The sequence below is a fragment of the Dokdonia pacifica genome (assembly GCF_900188275.1).
Taxonomy (GTDB): domain Bacteria; phylum Bacteroidota; class Bacteroidia; order Flavobacteriales; family Flavobacteriaceae; genus Dokdonia; species Dokdonia pacifica.
Genome location: NZ_FZNY01000002.1, coordinates 12876 through 29904 on the forward strand (window position 1 = coordinate 12876; position 17029 = coordinate 29904).

Below are 17029 nucleotides of genomic sequence, written 5' to 3' on the forward strand. Positions count from 1 at the left end.
TTTTGCTAATAAAGTAGAATATTATACATCTTTATCTACTGATAAAACGAGTGCAAAATGGAACCCTAATTTTCACACAATAGTAAGTGCTTTTTAGAGCTGTTTAGTTAACTATGATCGGTGTACACTTTCATTAAAAAATATGGTGATACCTTAATACAAACAACCAAAATGAAAAAAATATATCTTGTGATGATGCTTCTAGGAAGCGTCATTTCTTGTAGTGATGATACTACGACCAATCTACTTATAGATGATGCCATAAGTAGTGGTGGCTTTATAAGAACCCTTCAGTTTAATAATTCTGATTTAATACTGAATGACACCAACAGTACTTTTAGTGTTGATATAGAAATACAAGATGAGCAACAAGGCGCTCTACTAGACAATGTAGAAGTGTATGCACGCTTTAAGGATCATAATCCAGATAATGGTGATCAATCCTCTTCCGAAGTGTTTGTAAAAAGAGTTGAAGAAACTGTTTTTACTACGGGGGCAAATAACCTACCGACCACTACATTGGAGTTGACATATGCAGAGTTAATTGGAGCTACACAAATTTTGAATGAAAACATACAATGTAAAGATCAATTTTTAGTGCGATTGGTATTGAATTTAACAGATGGAAGATCATTCTCTATTAATGATGGTGCGTCTTCTTCTGTGATTGCTTTTGATACTATTTTTAGTTCTCCGTTTTGTTATACCCTTAATATAGTAACGCCTATCGCTGCCGATAGATTTGTTGGAACTTATCAATACCAATCTACTGTAGATGGACCTATTGGCCCCACTTTTGGCTTACCAAACACAGTAGAAATACGCGTAGGAGAATCACCAAATACGAGAATATTTGAAGCCAATTATATTGTCTCTCGCCTTAATGAACCCGCGCGAACATTTCGATTTGTTGTTAATTGTGATGAAATTATATTTAGAAAAAATCAACTTTCTAGCTTTTTTAGTTGGTGTAGACCAGAGGAAGGAGGTGGTTTTTCTTTTGGAGGTCCGCCTATATTGTTAGGCCCAGATACAGAAAATGCAGTGGTAGATAGTAATGATGATACAACTTTTGAATTACGATTTGTAGAAGGATATCTAGGATGGGACGGAGATTGTGATTTTGGAACGGTAGGCGTTAGTGTGTTATTTACAAAACAATAAACACATACCCTTATAAGAAATTGAAAAGCTATCAGATGTATTCTGATGGCTTTTTTGTTGTATACGCTTTACCATTTCATTCTCCCTTCGGTCGTGAACCAGCCTGCCGGCAGGCTGGTCTCGCGAGCTCGATTTACCGCTTCGCTCTCCCTACGGTCATGAATCTCACGAGCTCGATTTCGCGAAAGCGTATAAAAAACAATTCAAATAGCCATAGTGACAATTCAACGTATTGTGATATGATTATATGTAACAAAACAATTCTTTTGTACTCTAGTTAGTAACAATCAATCAAAAAATCATGAAATCAATCACATTCAAATTAATGGTATGCGCTCTACTAGTGTTCATCAGTACTGGAATTCTTAGAAGCCAAGAGGCATTAACTACGTCACAATGGCAAGAAGATTTAAAATATCTACAAAAAACAGTGCATGAAAACTATCCATTTTTATTTAAAAAAATAGATCGTACTACTTGGGATGCGGAAGTAGAAAAGTTGTATCATCAAATCCCGACATTAGCATCTCATGAAATCAAAGTTAGTCTCACCAGAATGGTCTCTCTTTTTGAATATGGGCATACACAAATACCCTTTAGCACTTTAGCAAAAGAAGCCGTATTACCTATTAATCTATACCATTTTGAAGATGGTGTTTTTGTAGAAGGGGTACAAAAAGAACATCAAAACCTTTTAGGAGCTAAGGTGATCAAAGTAGGGGATATGCCTATAGAAGATGCTTTAAAAGCAGTACGACCTGTTGTTCCTGTAGAAAATGATAGTTACTTTAAAGCTTATGGACTTCGTTTCTTAACGGTTCCTTCTATTTTGCATGCCCAAGGAGTTGTTTCAGAATTTTCAACGAGTATCCCATTAACGTTAGAAAAAGATGGAAAAACCTTTGTATATACACTTACGGCTGTAGCGCTTAAAGAACTCTCTAGAGATTATGGATTTACCATTCCAAATGAATCATGGGTAAGCGTTAGAAAACAAAATACAACCCCTTTATTTTTGAAAGAGTTAAACGAAAAATTTTACTTCTTCGAATATCTAGAAGCATCAAAAACAATGTATGTGCGTCAGAGTTCTGTGTTTAATGATGAAAAAGAAACCTTAGCAGATTTCTATAAGCGTTTGTTTGCTGCTATAGATACTCATGATGTAGAAAAACTTGTCTATGATGTCCGTTTAAATGGAGGCGGAAATAATTACAATAATAAACCACTCATTAAAGGGATTATGGCGCGTCCACATCTCAATAAAAAAGGAGCCTTTTTTTATATCATAGGTCGTAATACGTTTTCTGCTTGTCAGAACCTTACCAATGAGATAGAAAACTACACAGAAGCCATCTTTGTAGGAGAACCCACAGCTGAGAATAAAAACTTTTATGGAGATGCCAGACGTGTGACCTTACCAAATTCAAAAATGAATGCGTATTTATCCTATGCATGGTGGCAAGACATGCCACAATGGGAAAATAAGGATTGGACCATCCCACACATTGCAGTAACGATGACTTCTACAGATTATATACAGAATGAAGACCCTGTTTTACAAGCCGCTTTAAACTATACAGATACAGATTTTATACTAGATCCTACCAAGCATTTAACACAGCTATTTACAGAAGGGAAGATGGAGCAGTTTGAAAAAGACGCATTAAAAATAGCAAAAGACCCTTCTTATAAATATTCAAATTTTGAAAAAGAACTTGGCGAAGCCGGCTATCGTTTATTTTCACAAGGGATGACAGACGCAGGCATCTATATCATGCAAATTGTAACAAAAGCATACCCAGCATCTCCAGGAGCCTGGTACAGCCTGGCAAGTGCGCAAGAGCAAATGCAACAACTGGATCAAGCAAAAAAGAATTACAAGAAGATTTTAACCCTTGACCCGAGTAGTACTTTAGCGACTACGGTGAAGAAACGATTAGCCAAGCTATCTAATTAATATGTTTTTTTATACGCTTTAGCGTTTTACTCTCCCTATGGTTGTGAACCTGCCTACCGGCAGGCAGGTCTCATAAGTACGCTTTCGCGAAAGCGTATACAAGAAATTCTATACAAAAGAGACGATCTGGTAATTGCTAGATCGTCTCTTTTGTAGGAAATTAAAAGTTTAGTAGGCTATTTAAATTGTTAATAATTAGGATTCTATTTCATTAAAAGACAATTATCCTTATTTTTAAGAGTCTAATGACTCATCTTATGAAAATGATGTTGAAACGATTTTATAATACACCATTCTTATTCTTTCTGCTCGTGATTGCCTGTAATGACGATCCAGATGTAATTACAGGAGAAGAAGAAATGATGCCTGAGGTTGCTGTTGAAGATTTGTTACCACAGTTTCTGATCAATACCAATGGCGCTACGATTGTAGACGAACCAAAGATAGATGCCGAATTAGTGATTGTAGAAGCAGGAGTAGAGACACACAGAGGTGCTATAGGCATTGAGATTAGAGGATCATCGTCACAACAATTTCCTAAAAAATCTTTCGGATTTGAAACCCGAGACGAAGCCAATGAAGATCTAGATGTCTCTTTACTAGGGTTTCCCGAAGAGGAAGACTGGATTTTATATGCGCCTTATAGTGATAAGTCATTGATGCGAAATCATTTGATTTATGAATTATCGAATGATATGGGACGTTATGCAAGTAGATCAAAACTCGCTGAGGTTTATATCAATGGGGTTTATAATGGAATGTATGTCTTTATGGAGAAATTGAAACGTGATAGTAATCGTATAGACATCAATAAATTAAAAGATGATGAAAATACGGGAGAAGATCTCACAGGTGGGTATATCCTTAAACTAGATAAAGCTGACGGTACTAACGAAACCCTATATACCGATACAAATTCATTTCCTTCTCAAATAGATCCGCCTAATTCAACAATAGGGCAGGAGATTCATTTTTTATATGATGATCCAGATGATGAAGATATTACTCCTGAACAAAAAGAGTATATTTCTACATACGTAAATGGTTTTGAAACTGCACTTGCTTCAGATACGTTTACCGATCCTGATGTAGGCTATCGTGCTTTTATTGATACCGATAGCTTTATAGATTTCTTCTTGCTGAATGAGTTATCTAATAATGTAGATGGCTATCGTCTCAGTACTTGGATCACCAAAGACAAGAATGAAAAGTTGAAAATGGGACCTATCTGGGATTTTAATTTGGCTTTTGGAAATGCCGACTATTGTAGTGGAGGATCTAATATGGTGTGGGCATATCGTTTTAATGAACGTTGTTCTAATGATACGTGGCAAATTCCGTTTTGGTGGGAACGTCTTTTGGAAGACCCTGCTTTTGTTACTCAATTACAAGAGCGATGGACTACATTACGCGCAAGTACATTTTCTGAGGGATATATCACAGAAAAGATTGATGATTATGTGACAGAAGTACAAACCAGCGGATCTGCGCAAGCCAATTTTTCTAGATGGCCCGTATTAGGTGTCTATGTATGGCCTAATAACTTTGTAGGATCTTCATATGATTCAGAAGTTACCTATCTAAAAGATTGGATTACACAACGTTTAAATTGGTTAGATACAGAGATAGAGAGTCTGTAGTATTGAAATTATTTTAACGATACTACTTTGTTGCTACGCTCTTTCTATGGTTGTGAACCTTTCTGCCGGCAGGCAGGAGTGTATAAAGACATCTTGAAAAATTGATAAAAAGTGTATCTTAGAGACAACATATGAATTGAGTCTATTTGTACATGAAAAAAGGAATTAAAGGGTTTTTACTATACGGCATACGAGAGATTGTCTTTGTAGTGATAGGGATCTTGATAGCCGTGAGTATTAATAATGCTAATGAGTCACGGAAATCCAAGAAAAACCTAGAAGGAATCCTAACCACCTATAAAGAAGATCTTAAAATAGATACGTTAACTATAGGACAAGTCTTAAACGTATTAGAGCAAAAAGAAAAGTTATTTACGCGATTTTTGAGTGATACGGTAACCATTGCATCTTATGAAGAGAAACCAGTAGCATTTGGTCTGGTATTATCATATACGCCATTTCAGTTACAAAAAAAGGGAATCCGGTCACTAGAAGGATTTGAGAGTTCGAGTAAAGAGTCTGATAGTTTGGTGATTCGTATTTTGGCAAATCATAGCATATTTGATCATTTATTGAATACGACACATGAACGTATTGGTGAGGATATTGATGAGAATATGTATTATTTAAAAACAAATCATCCTTGGATAGGAGATTTATTAACAGGTAAAATAGATAATCCAGAGATGCTAGATTATTATATGAGCAAATCCTACAGAGCACGATTAGCAATTCATTACAATCTAGTATATAAAAATTTACAGCCTTATTTACAACAATATCAGATCACAGCAAGAAAAACGCTAGAAGATTTAGATAAGCGATTACAGGAGGAATAGGGTTGTATTGCAATTATTCTATTTGACATAATATAAATTATAGTACAAATATCTCATTTTAGAATTATATAAGATTTTCGCTATTTGATAGCTATAATTAGACATTATGTAAAATTGCCGCTCACAAACGCTCGATTGTTTTATAAAATAAATTGCTCTAGCAATTTATTTTACACACAATTATCCAACCGCATAGCCACCGCCAAACGAACTTGCGTTAAGAAAATGTCCAGTGGACATTTTTAGGAAATTGCGAGATAATGTGGTTGGAAAGCCTTTTAGGTTTGCTTAAAATTCGCGTATATGATAATAATCCTGCAAGATTTTTTTCTACGGCATTCTTGCAAGCTAGTCACAACAGCTTAAAATTTCTCTGTGAGTAAATTTCTAAGCCCTTGTTCTAATTGTGCTATGATTCAACTTTTTTTTATTTGCACTGTTCAATAGTATTTAGAACTTGCTTTAAAACCTGTTATTATCAAGAATATGTAAGAATAATTATTATTTAGTTGAAAAAAAGTGTATATTTAACTAATTGTAAGTCAGTTTTTTAAATTAACCAATTAAATATTTATAACATGAAAATTGAAGTCAACACTGATAATGTAGATGCTTTGAAAGATGCTGCATTAGAATTCTCTTCCCGCGAAACCGTTACAGAATCTCTGTCAAAAAACGCTCAGGAAACTCTTAACAAATTAGGTATTAGCGTAGACGCCGTTACAGCTAAAGCGATCGAATCAAAAGCAAAGTCATTAAAGGCTAGTGATCTTTCGAAATCTGCTGCATCAATTGTACATATTGATCTTTAAAATATTAATAAACAATTTGGTTTTTTTAAAACCAAATTGTTTAAACTATTCGTATTTATGTTTTCTAGAACACTAGATGAACTAGTAGTTCATCTTACGAAGTTTTGTCCACTTGAATGTGATCATTGTAATGTAAGTGCTAGTAAATTATTGAAAGAAGATATTGAATTTAATAAACTTATGTCTATAATAAAAGATGCTAAGGAATTAAATTTCAAAACAATAAGTTTTGCAGGTGGTGAACCTTTTGCTAGGAAAAAATTACTCATTTCGGCTATAGAATATTCAAATTCTCTTAATCTTAAAACAAAAGTAGTTACTAGTGCTTTTTGGGGAATAAATCCAGATCATGCTATAAATTACCTTTCAAAGTTCAAAAATGTGGGGTTACAGGAAATTATATTTTCCTATGATGACCCTCATGCGGCTTATTTAAAAGAGAATATTGTTATAAACGCTGTAAATGCAGCATTACATTTAGGAATTAAGGTTACAATTCAAGTTGCTGTTGAACCAGATTCAGTAATTGATAAAGAATATGTTCAAAAATTGCTTGATGAAAATTGCAAAAATTCTGACCTAGTAGTAATTAGTCAAGCACTTATCAATAGCACCGGTAGAGCGTTAGATAGTTCTGATATTGATCGTCGATTATCAAGGAGAAAAGATCATAGAGCTTTTAAAGGCCCATGTTCCTCTGTAATTAAACAAACTACAGTTCATACAGATGGTTCAATTGTTCCGTGTTGTGGAGTGGTTCCTAACCTTGAAACAATGCAAAAAGGTACTTATGGTAAAAAATCTTTATCCAAAATAATAGAAGATTCTCGAAACGATAATTTATATCGTTGGATAGCCTTACAAGGACCTGTGAGTCTTTTATGTCAAATAACAAAAGATAATGAATCTCCTCTTACCGAAAATGACTTTGACGGTATTTGTGATGCCTGTAATACTTTATTTACCTCCCCTAGCCTATTGAAAAAAGCTAGAGATATGTCAGAGATTATGAGCTCTACTTTTGAACTTCAAGAAAAAATTTATAATGCAATGAACTGGTCTCATTAATTCATTAAAATTTAAAAGGAAAAATAAAATAATAATATGATCGAAGTACGACCGTATGGTGTAAAATGTAATATTCGTTGTAAATATTGTTATCAAGAAAATGAACGAAATTATGAAGGAGCCATACCAAAAATTGACTTAGATTTATTAAAAAATAAATTAATTAATCTAGATCAACCTTTTTCTCTTTTTGGAGGAGAACCTTTATTGATGCCTATAAATGAAATTGAGAAACTATTTAAATGGGGATATAAACGGTTTGGTGTAAACCAAGTTCAAAGTAATGGAATACTAATTAGTGATGAGCATGTAGATTTATTTAAACGTTATAATGTAAAAGTAGGTATTTCTGTTGATGGACCATTAGAACTAAACCATGCAAGATGGGCCGGTAGTTTAGAAAAAACAGATAAAGCATCAATAAAAACCCATCAAGCAATAGAAAAGCTCTGTGATGAAGGGATTTTTACTTCTATTATATTAACATTACATAAAAATAATGCATCTCCCAACCTATTAAATAAATTATCTGATTGGATTTTAAACTTAGAAGAAAAAGGGATTACAATGGTTCGATTACATTTATTAGAGGTCGATTCATTGATAGTACGTGAACAACTTGCTTTAACAGAAAGTGAATCAATTGAAGCATTATTACATTTTCAAAAACTAGAGCAAAATCACCTTAAAACTCTTACGTTTGATATTTTTCAAGAAATTGAAAAATTGCTTCTAGTAGATGATGATAACACAGGTTGTGTATGGCATGCTTGTGACCCACTAACTACTAATGCAGTACAAGGTTTAGAGGGGAATGGATATTTATCAAATTGTGGACGATCTAATAAAGACGGCGTCGGTTTTTTGAAAAACAAAGATATTGGTTATGATCGTTATATTTCACTTTATCAAACTCCACAGGAAGAAAACGGCTGTAAAGATTGTAGATTTTTCTTAATATGTAAGGGGCAATGCCCTGGTACATCAATTAATGGTGATTGGAGAAATAGAAGTGAGCATTGTGAAATTTGGAAAGAAGTATTTGAGGTTATTGAACAAAAGATTCAATTTTCAGGACAACTACCAATATCTCAACATCTGAAAAGAAAAGAATTAGAAAACCTTAATTTATCCCATTGGATGAAACAAAAAAATGTTCTTTTAAAAGACCTTGTAAAGGAATGGAAAGAGCAAGAAAATATAGTGGGAAATATCAACTTGAATGAAGGTTTTATAAACCCAAGTAAATTGAGACTTTCATGGGCAAGTAAAGCCGCACAAGAAAAGTACGAACATGCTCTTTATTCTTTAGTACAAAGAATCAATAACTTTAAAATAAATGCTGTTTACAAAAAAATCCTAGATACTGTATCTATAAGAATTCCACTTGAAAAACTGAATGAATACAGTTCAAAAATAAAAGATCTAGGTTTAAACAGTAATGCTATAGATTTAACAAAGAATTTGTTTTCATCTAAAACTTCAAATGAAACACAACTTGATATTAATCTTCAAGTTTCTAATAGTCAATCAGATAAGAATAGTAATATAGACGATAATTTTAATAAATTACTTTCCCCTAAACAAGAAAAAGTTTTTGATTATGAAAATCAGTTATTTAATATTTTACTAGCTCCAATTGGTCTATCCGTTATTCCTTGGGATTTGACAAACTATAAGGATTCTGATGATACCTCTACAAAATTAATAGAATTCTTTATGATTAATGAAAGTGAAGAAAACATTCAATTTCTTAAATCAATTTTAAGTTGGCCCATTGAGCTTTCTTGTCTTCACGGGATTGCAGAATGTAAAACGCCAATCTTCAAATTTACATTTGGAACAGAATATACCTCTACCCTTATCAAACAAAAACACTACGGTAAGGTATGGCCAGATAAAGGTGCTAACGGACTTAGATTTCCATTTAGAAACACTAGATTTAATTAATTCTATTAAAATCTAAAACTATTTTAATAAAAATAATTATGCATGATCCATTAATTGATAAAACAATTCAATATTTAAATTGTTTAAGAGATGATAATGATATATCAATTAAACATATTGTTTTAGGTTCTTATTTTACGGTCGTTGAACTTTCTGACAATAATGTTGGTGCGGTAATGTCATACTATAATGCGAATCACTTAATTAATGGTGGTTTAATGCATATTATAAATGATGTAATAGCAAACGATCCACAATTACTGACTTCTAAAGACGGCTTCTCCCATTCAATTTTTAATGATTGGAAAAATGATCATCAATTCAGTTTAGCTTGTGCATGCATTCTTTGTGCCCTTACGAGCGCTTTATCTCAACCTTATCTAAGCACAAATAAAACCAACGAATTTATTATACATAAAGAATTTCCTTATCATTCTAAAATTTTTGATAGCAAGTCTGCTTTAGTAATTGGTTTTGGAGGGTATTTACCATTTTTAATTAAAGAAACATCAATAAATAATATTTATGTGTGTGATTTATCTTACAAGACGCGTTATGAAGAAATGAATAGTATGTTGCGTGATTGGCTTATAGATCAGCCTGAAAAAAAGATTACTTTTTTTGATAGTTTTGAAGACCATGCTGATAAAGAATACGACTTATTATCAATTACAGGATCAAGTCTTTGTAATGGCACACTTTCACAAATACTTAATGCACATAAAAATAGTTTTAATATTGTGCAAGGGCAATCTGCTGGTATTTTTCCAAAATTCCTTTTTGAAGCTGGTGTAGACATGGTTTCGACAACTATAAAACCCAGGGCTATTGTCAAAGATGCTCAAAAAGACTTAAGTGGAAAATTTTTAACACAATACTTTGAAGGAGGATTACCTTTTATTTACCTATTACCAAACTAATGTATTATTAATAAAATGCAAAAAAAACTAGAAATTTTACCTTTTATAAATGATTCTGACACTTATTCAGGTGATGTGAATTCAAGATTATTATTGTATTGTTGTTCATATAAAAATCCAGAACCAGCTTTTGTTTTTGACTTAGAACGAATAAGATCAAATTATAAAATCATTCAACAAGCTTTTGAGGGGTGCAATGTTCATTATGCTCTAAAAGCAAATTCAGAAGTAAGAATTTTAAAAACACTAAAAGATAATGGTGCTAGCTTTGAAACAGCTAGTATTGGTGAAGTGAAGAGACTTCTCGAACTAAAAGTTAGCCCTAAAAAAATTATTTTCAGCAACCCCTGTAAAAGCAAAGAAGATATTGTGAATCTTGCTAATATGGGAATTAGATACTTTAGTTTTGAAAATACAAAAGATTTGGATAGGTTAATAAATCTCGTTCCAAAAGGGGTTTTTGTATTACGTCTTAACCTCAATGAAATAGATCCTATTCATATAAATTATGGAGCTACATGGGACTATATAAAAACTAAAATTATACCTAATCCTAGATATGCAAGCGCAATTCAAGGAATTACGTATTATGGTATACATGATATAGGTCTTAAGTCTTGTGAGAAGTTACTTTCAAAAAATAAATTGCCTAATGTTAAATTTATTAATATTGGTGGAGCAATTCAATATGATGGTCTAAAAGAAGATTTGGATGCTGGTTATTATAATGGGGGATTAATTTTTTTTACAGAAAAATTAAGAATTCTAAAAGAGAAATTTAAAATAGATATTATTGTTGAACCTGGTACAGCTGTATTATACAATGCATGTAATGCGATAGGTAGAATAAAATATGTAAACAATCTTTGTACAGGAACTTTGAATTATCATCTAGATTTAGGCCCAACTATAGGGCTTAGAAAACCACCTAGTGTTGCCTATGTTTTAAGGGAAAGCTCTTTAGAAATAATTATGAGTAAAGCAAATATATTAGATGCTGCATGTTCTCAGAGGATTATTGGTAATATAGGAAGTCATGAACGTTTTCATGAAGGAGATCGATTCATTTTCCCAAACGTAGGAATGTATTCTATTATGTATATATGTGATTTTCACCTTTTACAAATTCCTGAAATATTATTTTTGCCATTAAGAAATACTGCTGTAAATAATAATTAAAATTAGTTATTAGATTACACATAATTTGAATACAATCTATGATTTACTTTAAAGTTATCAAGCTTGAATATGAGATTTTTGATAAAAAGAGAGTTAATTATTCAACAGGTAAGAAATAAAGCCATTCCATACACATTTTGCCTCCACGCTCCTACCCTTTTAGCAAAAAGAGTATTTACTCGCATCTCTCCTATTTTAATAAATAAGTGCTCGTGAATCCTAAAGGGTTTCATTACAGTTGTAGAAGAAACTTTTAGAAAGAAAAAAAGAAGAAAATTGGGGTGAAGAAATCCTGCACTCCACCCTACTCCTACTTCTAAGGTCTACTTGATCTTTTTCATTGAGCTGTACAAAAACAAAGACCTAGTCTATTTTTTCATTGCGGCTATTAATTCTATAACTTTTAAAGACACAGGCTTTGAAGATTGAAAATTCTGCCCAGTAACGAGACGTCCATCTACCTCTAAAGTAAATTTTCCTCGTTCGGAAAATTTAAAATCACCGCCTCTTTCTTCAATTGTTTTTTTGATTAAAAAAGGAAATGTTTTAAAATATGGGGCATCTTTATTTTCATAATCATCAGGATACCCACTTACGCTTTTACCATCAACTACATATTTTCCATCTTTTGTCTTTAAATTAACAATACCAGCGGTTCCATGACAAACTGAAGATAAAATTCCATTATATTTTTCATAAATATCCATGGCTATCGTTTGAATTTCTTTATTATCTGGAACCCCAAACATCGCAGCTCCACCTCCAATATATTGGATAGCCTTATATTTTGAAGCATCAATTTCTGAAGGTGACTTTGTATTCTTCAAGGCATTCATAAATTGGGGGTCATATAGATATTTTTTACTCATCTCGTCTGATGTGTTAATATAAGCTAATGGTACCGCACCTCCTTTTGGACTTACAAAATCAATAGTATAATTTGCTTTTTTAAAAACATCATAGGCATTTACAATTTCAGAAAAACTATTACCTGTAGGAATGTCTGAATTTGCATAATAATGAGCGTTAGAAACTACAAATAATACAGCATTCTTAGGAGTTTCATCTACCCTTGTTGCTGTTTTACTACTAATTTTCCACTCATTTTTAAACTTTTTAAGCAAGAACAAATCAATATATACCCATGCCCTATTAGGGCCGGCAATTTCAACTTTGGCCGTTGCTATATCTTTTGTAATGGTAATATCTAGAATTTTAGCGACTCTCCCATTGAATGTGCCTTTTTCATCATTTTTAAAAAAATCGGCATACGCACTTGGTGAATATCTTTTAAAATCCCCATCACGGTTTGTGAGGTATAATGTGGCATTGTCTGCAAAGGCACTAAGGAGCATTTCTCTCTTATTATACGAACTGCCATCCATATACTTCTGAAGTGTTTGTACTACAGCAGGATCATATGATGCTTCTCTATAGGTAGATGGGGCACTTATGGGGTAAAAATCTTCTGTCATTTTTGAAGTAATTTTTCCGTTTTTTCTATCTACTAAAAAAGAACCTCCCCAAACAACGTCGGGATATGCTATAATTTGATTTACCATTTCACCAATAGCAGGAAGTGTACCACTCAATTTTTCAATAGCTTCTTCTTTTGGTGCCCAAATAAATTCCACGTTTTTGTTTGTGGGTAACTCATTAGTCGTAGATCTTGCCACATAAAGTTGCCTGATATAGGTGGTGTTTTTAAAGGCATATTTGTGCGTAAAGACACCTTTAAGGTTGGGTTGAGATATGGAAATACCATATTTAATAGAAAGACTGTCAATTACTTCGTTTATGGTTTGTCTTTTCTTAAATGCAGTATCTATCGTAAGCCAACCAACGGTTGCTTTCTTTAATAAAATGTCCCCATTATCATTCAATATAATTAATCGTATGATGGTGGTATTTACATCTTCATCAATAGTAGATTGGGCATTTATACATTGAATTGTAAGTAGCATAGCTACTACTTGGATATACTTTTTCATCGTGACTGTTTATAAAATTAATAGGCTGTAAATGTCTATGGTATAGACACTACTTCCTACTTAAATCATGATGTTGGCATACAAAATGGGCAGATTTACTATATTTTATAGGATATGTTATATGAAGATTAGTAAGGGATGTGTTATGCTTTCGCGAAATCGAACTTGTGAGATTCACGACTGGAGGGAGAATGAAATGATAAAGCGAACTTCTGAGACTTGCCTACCGACAAGTAGGTTCACGATCATAGGGAGAGCGAAGCGATAAAGCGTAACGTATATATACTATTACTTTTGTTTTGAAGCATTGCGATACTGTACCGCAGTAGTAGAAGTAATACTCTTAAAAGCCGCATTGAAAGAAGATAAACTGTTGAAACCGCTATCGTATGCAATGGCCGAAATCTTTAAATTACGATACTCGTCTGCAACCAATCGTTTTTTAGCTTCAGCGACTCTATAATTTGTAATGAATTTTGAATAATTGATATTTTCAGATTGATTGATGACCTGTGAAAGCCGTTTGGATGAAATACCCATCTTCTTACTTAATTTTACTAACGTCAAATCTGGATCGAGATAGAGGTTTTCTGTAGTCATTAATTGCTTTAAAGTAGCTGATAATTGGGCAATTTCACCTTGCTCTAATGTAGACTGGACATATTTTTGGGCTTCAATTTTAAAAAGAAATGGGTTTTGTAACCACCATATACAAAATGCAATAATCACCGCCGAAAACAGGAATGCCATTCCCATATAATATGGGATTATATTTTGCATAATAAAGAAATAGAGAATTACGACGATTAAGGTCGTGTTTACAAAAAATCGTAGCCAACTATCAATTTTACGTTCTCTATGTGACGTTCCTTTTTTGCCATCTTTAAGTAGCTCATAAAGTGTGTATCCCGAATACGCAATAATATGACCTATGAGTCCATAGTGAATGAATCTAGCTAAAGTGCCTCTATCGTTTGGAATTATCCAACATAAGGCCATAAATAAAAGCATGGGTAGGTAATGCCATAGATATTTTTTGCCAGAAAGTTGCTGTTGTGGATGTTTCCGAAGAGAAACATACAACCATAGCGAAGGCCCAATCGCTAATAGTACTGCTAAAAATACATTTCGAATTACTGGATCTATGGGGAAATAGTTATAAAACATAGATTTTCCAATACGTAAACTAAACGCCAATAAATATATTGATAAGAAGAAATTGGCTTTGTGTCGCTCTGCTCTAGTAACTAATAAGAATATACCAAATAACAGACTAATACTAACACCGATACTGCCTACAAGTAATTCAATATGTTTTAAGATGTCTGCATTTACTTCCATGCCATAAAGAAAATAAAATATTTTCAGCTACTTATGTGTTAGTCAGTTTTAATTTTAATAAACTTGATCCCATTCCATACACATTTTTATCTCTACTCTTCCACCCTAACGTCACGTAAAATAGTATACATATAAATATGATGTATACGCTTTCGCGAAAGCGAACTTGTGAGATTCACGACTGGAGGGAGAATGAAATGATAAAGCGTATAATTGCTTTTAATAAAAATAACAGTAATGCTTTTGTCAAGAATGATGTCACAGCCGTTTTACAACCTAGATATTATTACTGTAAGTTGTAAAATTGGTGCTGGTTTTATTTGGGCAATCGGTTTTTTACGGTTGCAATTTGCCCCATATGATTTGCCGAATGTTCCATCACATGATACCAGACATAATGGTAGTTAAGTCCCTCTTCTATATTGGAAACAAACCAATCATCATCTTTGGTTTTGAGTAGTTTTAGGGTTTTCTCACGGACTTCATCCCATAAATCCAAATAATACGTAATCGGCTTACCTTTAAGTATGTTTTTTACTTCTTCGTTAAGCTCACCAGCAATACCAAATCTCTTTAGTTCATCTTTTGTCCATTCCCGTCCCTCCAATGTCATGGTCTGATAATAGGATTCTGTAGACACCAAATGCATAATCAATGCTCCTATGCTATTGGCATTAGTATCATACATGAAGTCAATTTGTGATTGATCTAGGTCTTTAACTTGTTCCGTAATTCTATCTTTTAAATCTTCTAACATGTATACCATTAAGCCAATCTTTGGTGAATAGCCATCGACTGATTTCAGCTCTCCTTGAGCGTTCAAAAGGATTATGGGTAGTAATAGTAATAAAGAGGTGATTTTTGTTTTAAGCGATTTCATAGTGTCCATTTTAAGATCAAAACCTATACTTAAAGATACTATTTATAATCATCTGTTATTCTTAATAAAAAATTAATAGTGTAAGCTTATCGATCACTTAGAAACCATTATATAGCATTTGTAATATTCCATATTCTATCTCTCGCCTGTGCTGAACTTGTCTAAACATAAAATTGTCGTTGTCTCTTTTACATCTAAATATTTTCTCAGCTTTTTGCTTTACGTAAGATTTTAACGACGCGTGAATGTGTTATTTGTAACAAATTCCATTGATAGCCTTCAAAATCGGTTGTATTCATAAATTGAATAACAACAGCATCTATATCCTTATGGTATTCTGTCATACTTTGGTAACCTGGAGCCAATCCTCCATGATTAAATTCATACATAGAGGTATAGATTTCCATTTCGCTTTCATTAAGTAATGTCCCATCATTTAAAGCTCTTAAAAAAATACCTACATCTTCTGCGGTAGCGATCATCATTCCTTGATTCTCGTTTTTAAAATCTTTCTCAATACCAACATAATAACCACTCATTACATCGTCTAGATTTACGTCATCAAGTGAACCAAAAGTATTGTTGAGCCCAAGCGGTATTAAAATTTCCTTTTTGAAATACTCTTGACGACTCCCTCCTGTAACTTGCTCTATGATTCTTGAAAGCAATAAATAGTTTGTGTTTGAATAGCCATAGTCTTTATTTGGCTCAAAATCTGCGGGTACATCTAGTACATATTCAAGCACATCGATATTTGTGTTAGGTTGGTTTTTCCAAAAATCAGGATTATCTATGAAATTAGGAATGCCACTCCTGTGTTGTACCATCATTCGTAAGGTGATTTTATCTACATTTTCTATTCTTCCTACAAGTTCTGGAAAGTAGTCAGCTACTGTTTTATCTAAAGACACATGATTGTCATGAGCCAATTTAGTGATAGCAACTGCAACATATAGCTTGCTAATGCTTGCAATTTTGAACAATGCATTAGGATTGGCTGGTATTTTAAGTTCTCGGTTATGATAACCTGCTGAATAAAACGCGGGTGGTTTTCCAGCTTCATCTACATATACAATAACTCCATCAAAACCATAACTTAAAGTTTGATCTACTTGAGCCTGAACCGTATCTGGTAATGGCACTATCCATGCTTTTACTAATATCCAAGGTACAAACCATAAAGAAATGAATGTCCCAACAAATAATACAATTCTAAAAATTTGTTTTGCTTTAGTAGTTTTACGTTTGGTCTTTTTCATGATTCCAGATGATCTAGTGGCTACTT

At 32.9% G+C, this 17029-nt stretch carries 13 protein-coding genes; 9 read left to right on the forward strand and 4 right to left on the reverse strand.

Annotated features, from left to right (window positions below; translation table 11 throughout):
* Window positions 1-171 precede the first annotated feature (171 nt).
* From CHB80_RS07335 to CHB80_RS07375, 9 genes are all read left to right on the forward strand, one after another.
* On the forward strand, window positions 172-1164 hold the full coding sequence (locus CHB80_RS07335) for a hypothetical protein (protein WP_089370807.1): 993 nt from the start codon (window positions 172-174) through the stop codon (window positions 1162-1164).
* Window positions 1165-1465: 301 nt separating this feature from the next.
* A complete protein-coding gene (locus CHB80_RS07340) occupies window positions 1466-3124 on the forward strand; it encodes a tol-pal system YbgF family protein (protein ID WP_089370808.1) in 1659 nt (552 codons plus the stop codon).
* Between the two features lie 257 nt (window positions 3125-3381).
* Window positions 3382-4764 carry a CotH kinase family protein gene (locus CHB80_RS07345; RefSeq protein ID WP_229746870.1) on the forward strand — a complete coding sequence of 461 codons (1383 nt, stop codon included), beginning with the start codon at window positions 3382-3384 and terminating at the stop codon, window positions 4762-4764.
* A 152-nt stretch (window positions 4765-4916) separates the two neighbouring features.
* Window positions 4917-5603 (forward strand): DUF6090 family protein, encoded by a 687-nt coding sequence (locus CHB80_RS07350; RefSeq protein ID WP_089370810.1) that lies wholly within the window; start codon window positions 4917-4919, stop codon window positions 5601-5603.
* Window positions 5604-6181: 578 nt separating this feature from the next.
* On the forward strand, window positions 6182-6415 hold the full coding sequence (locus CHB80_RS07355; protein ID WP_089370811.1) for a hypothetical protein: 234 nt from the start codon (window positions 6182-6184) through the stop codon (window positions 6413-6415).
* A gap of 57 nt (window positions 6416-6472) precedes the next feature.
* Window positions 6473-7483 (forward strand): radical SAM protein, encoded by a 1011-nt coding sequence (locus CHB80_RS07360; protein WP_089370812.1) that lies wholly within the window; start codon window positions 6473-6475, stop codon window positions 7481-7483.
* A 36-nt stretch (window positions 7484-7519) separates the two neighbouring features.
* Entirely contained in the window at window positions 7520-9433 is a 1914-nt protein-coding gene (locus CHB80_RS07365) for a radical SAM protein (protein WP_089370813.1), read from the forward strand.
* A gap of 38 nt (window positions 9434-9471) precedes the next feature.
* Window positions 9472-10353 carry a Rossmann-like domain-containing protein gene (locus CHB80_RS07370; protein WP_089370814.1) on the forward strand — a complete coding sequence of 294 codons (882 nt, stop codon included), beginning with the start codon at window positions 9472-9474 and terminating at the stop codon, window positions 10351-10353.
* A gap of 15 nt (window positions 10354-10368) precedes the next feature.
* The gene (locus CHB80_RS07375; protein ID WP_089370815.1) at window positions 10369-11532 is read left to right on the forward strand and encodes a type III PLP-dependent enzyme domain-containing protein; all 1164 of its coding nucleotides are present in this window, start codon (window positions 10369-10371) and stop codon (window positions 11530-11532) included.
* Window positions 11533-11900: 368 nt separating this feature from the next.
* On the opposite strand, the gene CHB80_RS07380 is transcribed toward CHB80_RS07375, so the two are convergent.
* The 4 genes from CHB80_RS07380 to CHB80_RS07395 form a co-directional block, all read right to left on the reverse strand.
* Window positions 11901-13523 (reverse strand): nuclear transport factor 2 family protein, encoded by a 1623-nt coding sequence (locus CHB80_RS07380; RefSeq protein ID WP_229746869.1) that lies wholly within the window; start codon window positions 13521-13523, stop codon window positions 11901-11903.
* A gap of 288 nt (window positions 13524-13811) precedes the next feature.
* Window positions 13812-14864 (reverse strand): helix-turn-helix domain-containing protein, encoded by a 1053-nt coding sequence (locus CHB80_RS07385; protein ID WP_089370816.1) that lies wholly within the window; start codon window positions 14862-14864, stop codon window positions 13812-13814.
* A gap of 316 nt (window positions 14865-15180) precedes the next feature.
* Entirely contained in the window at window positions 15181-15744 is a 564-nt protein-coding gene (locus tag CHB80_RS07390) for a DinB family protein (protein WP_089371311.1), read from the reverse strand.
* A 206-nt stretch (window positions 15745-15950) separates the two neighbouring features.
* Window positions 15951-17003 (reverse strand): serine hydrolase domain-containing protein, encoded by a 1053-nt coding sequence (locus CHB80_RS07395; protein WP_089370817.1) that lies wholly within the window; start codon window positions 17001-17003, stop codon window positions 15951-15953.
* Between the last annotated feature and the right edge of the window lie 26 nt (window positions 17004-17029).

Bases quoted from the DNA above. Each gene is read 5' to 3' on its own strand.
- CHB80_RS07335 (WP_089370807.1), top strand. From the start codon at position 172: ATGAAAAAAATATATCTTGTGATGATGCTTCTAGGAAGCGTCATTTCT.
- CHB80_RS07365 (WP_089370813.1), top strand. From the start codon at position 7,520: ATGATCGAAGTACGACCGTATGGTGTAAAATGTAATATTCGTTGTAAA.
- CHB80_RS07390 (WP_089371311.1), bottom strand. From the start codon at position 15,744: ATGAAATCGCTTAAAACAAAAATCACCTCTTTATTACTATTACTACCC.
- CHB80_RS07385 (WP_089370816.1), bottom strand. From the start codon at position 14,864: ATGGAAGTAAATGCAGACATCTTAAAACATATTGAATTACTTGTAGGC.
- CHB80_RS07370 (WP_089370814.1), top strand. From the start codon at position 9,472: ATGCATGATCCATTAATTGATAAAACAATTCAATATTTAAATTGTTTA.
- CHB80_RS07380 (WP_229746869.1), bottom strand. From the start codon at position 13,523: ATGAAAAAGTATATCCAAGTAGTAGCTATGCTACTTACAATTCAATGT.
- CHB80_RS07340 (WP_089370808.1), top strand. From the start codon at position 1,466: ATGAAATCAATCACATTCAAATTAATGGTATGCGCTCTACTAGTGTTC.
- CHB80_RS07395 (WP_089370817.1), bottom strand. From the start codon at position 17,003: ATGAAAAAGACCAAACGTAAAACTACTAAAGCAAAACAAATTTTTAGA.
- CHB80_RS07360 (WP_089370812.1), top strand. From the start codon at position 6,473: ATGTTTTCTAGAACACTAGATGAACTAGTAGTTCATCTTACGAAGTTT.
- CHB80_RS07345 (WP_229746870.1), top strand. From the start codon at position 3,382: ATGAAAATGATGTTGAAACGATTTTATAATACACCATTCTTATTCTTT.
- CHB80_RS07355 (WP_089370811.1), top strand. From the start codon at position 6,182: ATGAAAATTGAAGTCAACACTGATAATGTAGATGCTTTGAAAGATGCT.
- CHB80_RS07375 (WP_089370815.1), top strand. From the start codon at position 10,369: ATGCAAAAAAAACTAGAAATTTTACCTTTTATAAATGATTCTGACACT.
- CHB80_RS07350 (WP_089370810.1), top strand. From the start codon at position 4,917: ATGAAAAAAGGAATTAAAGGGTTTTTACTATACGGCATACGAGAGATT.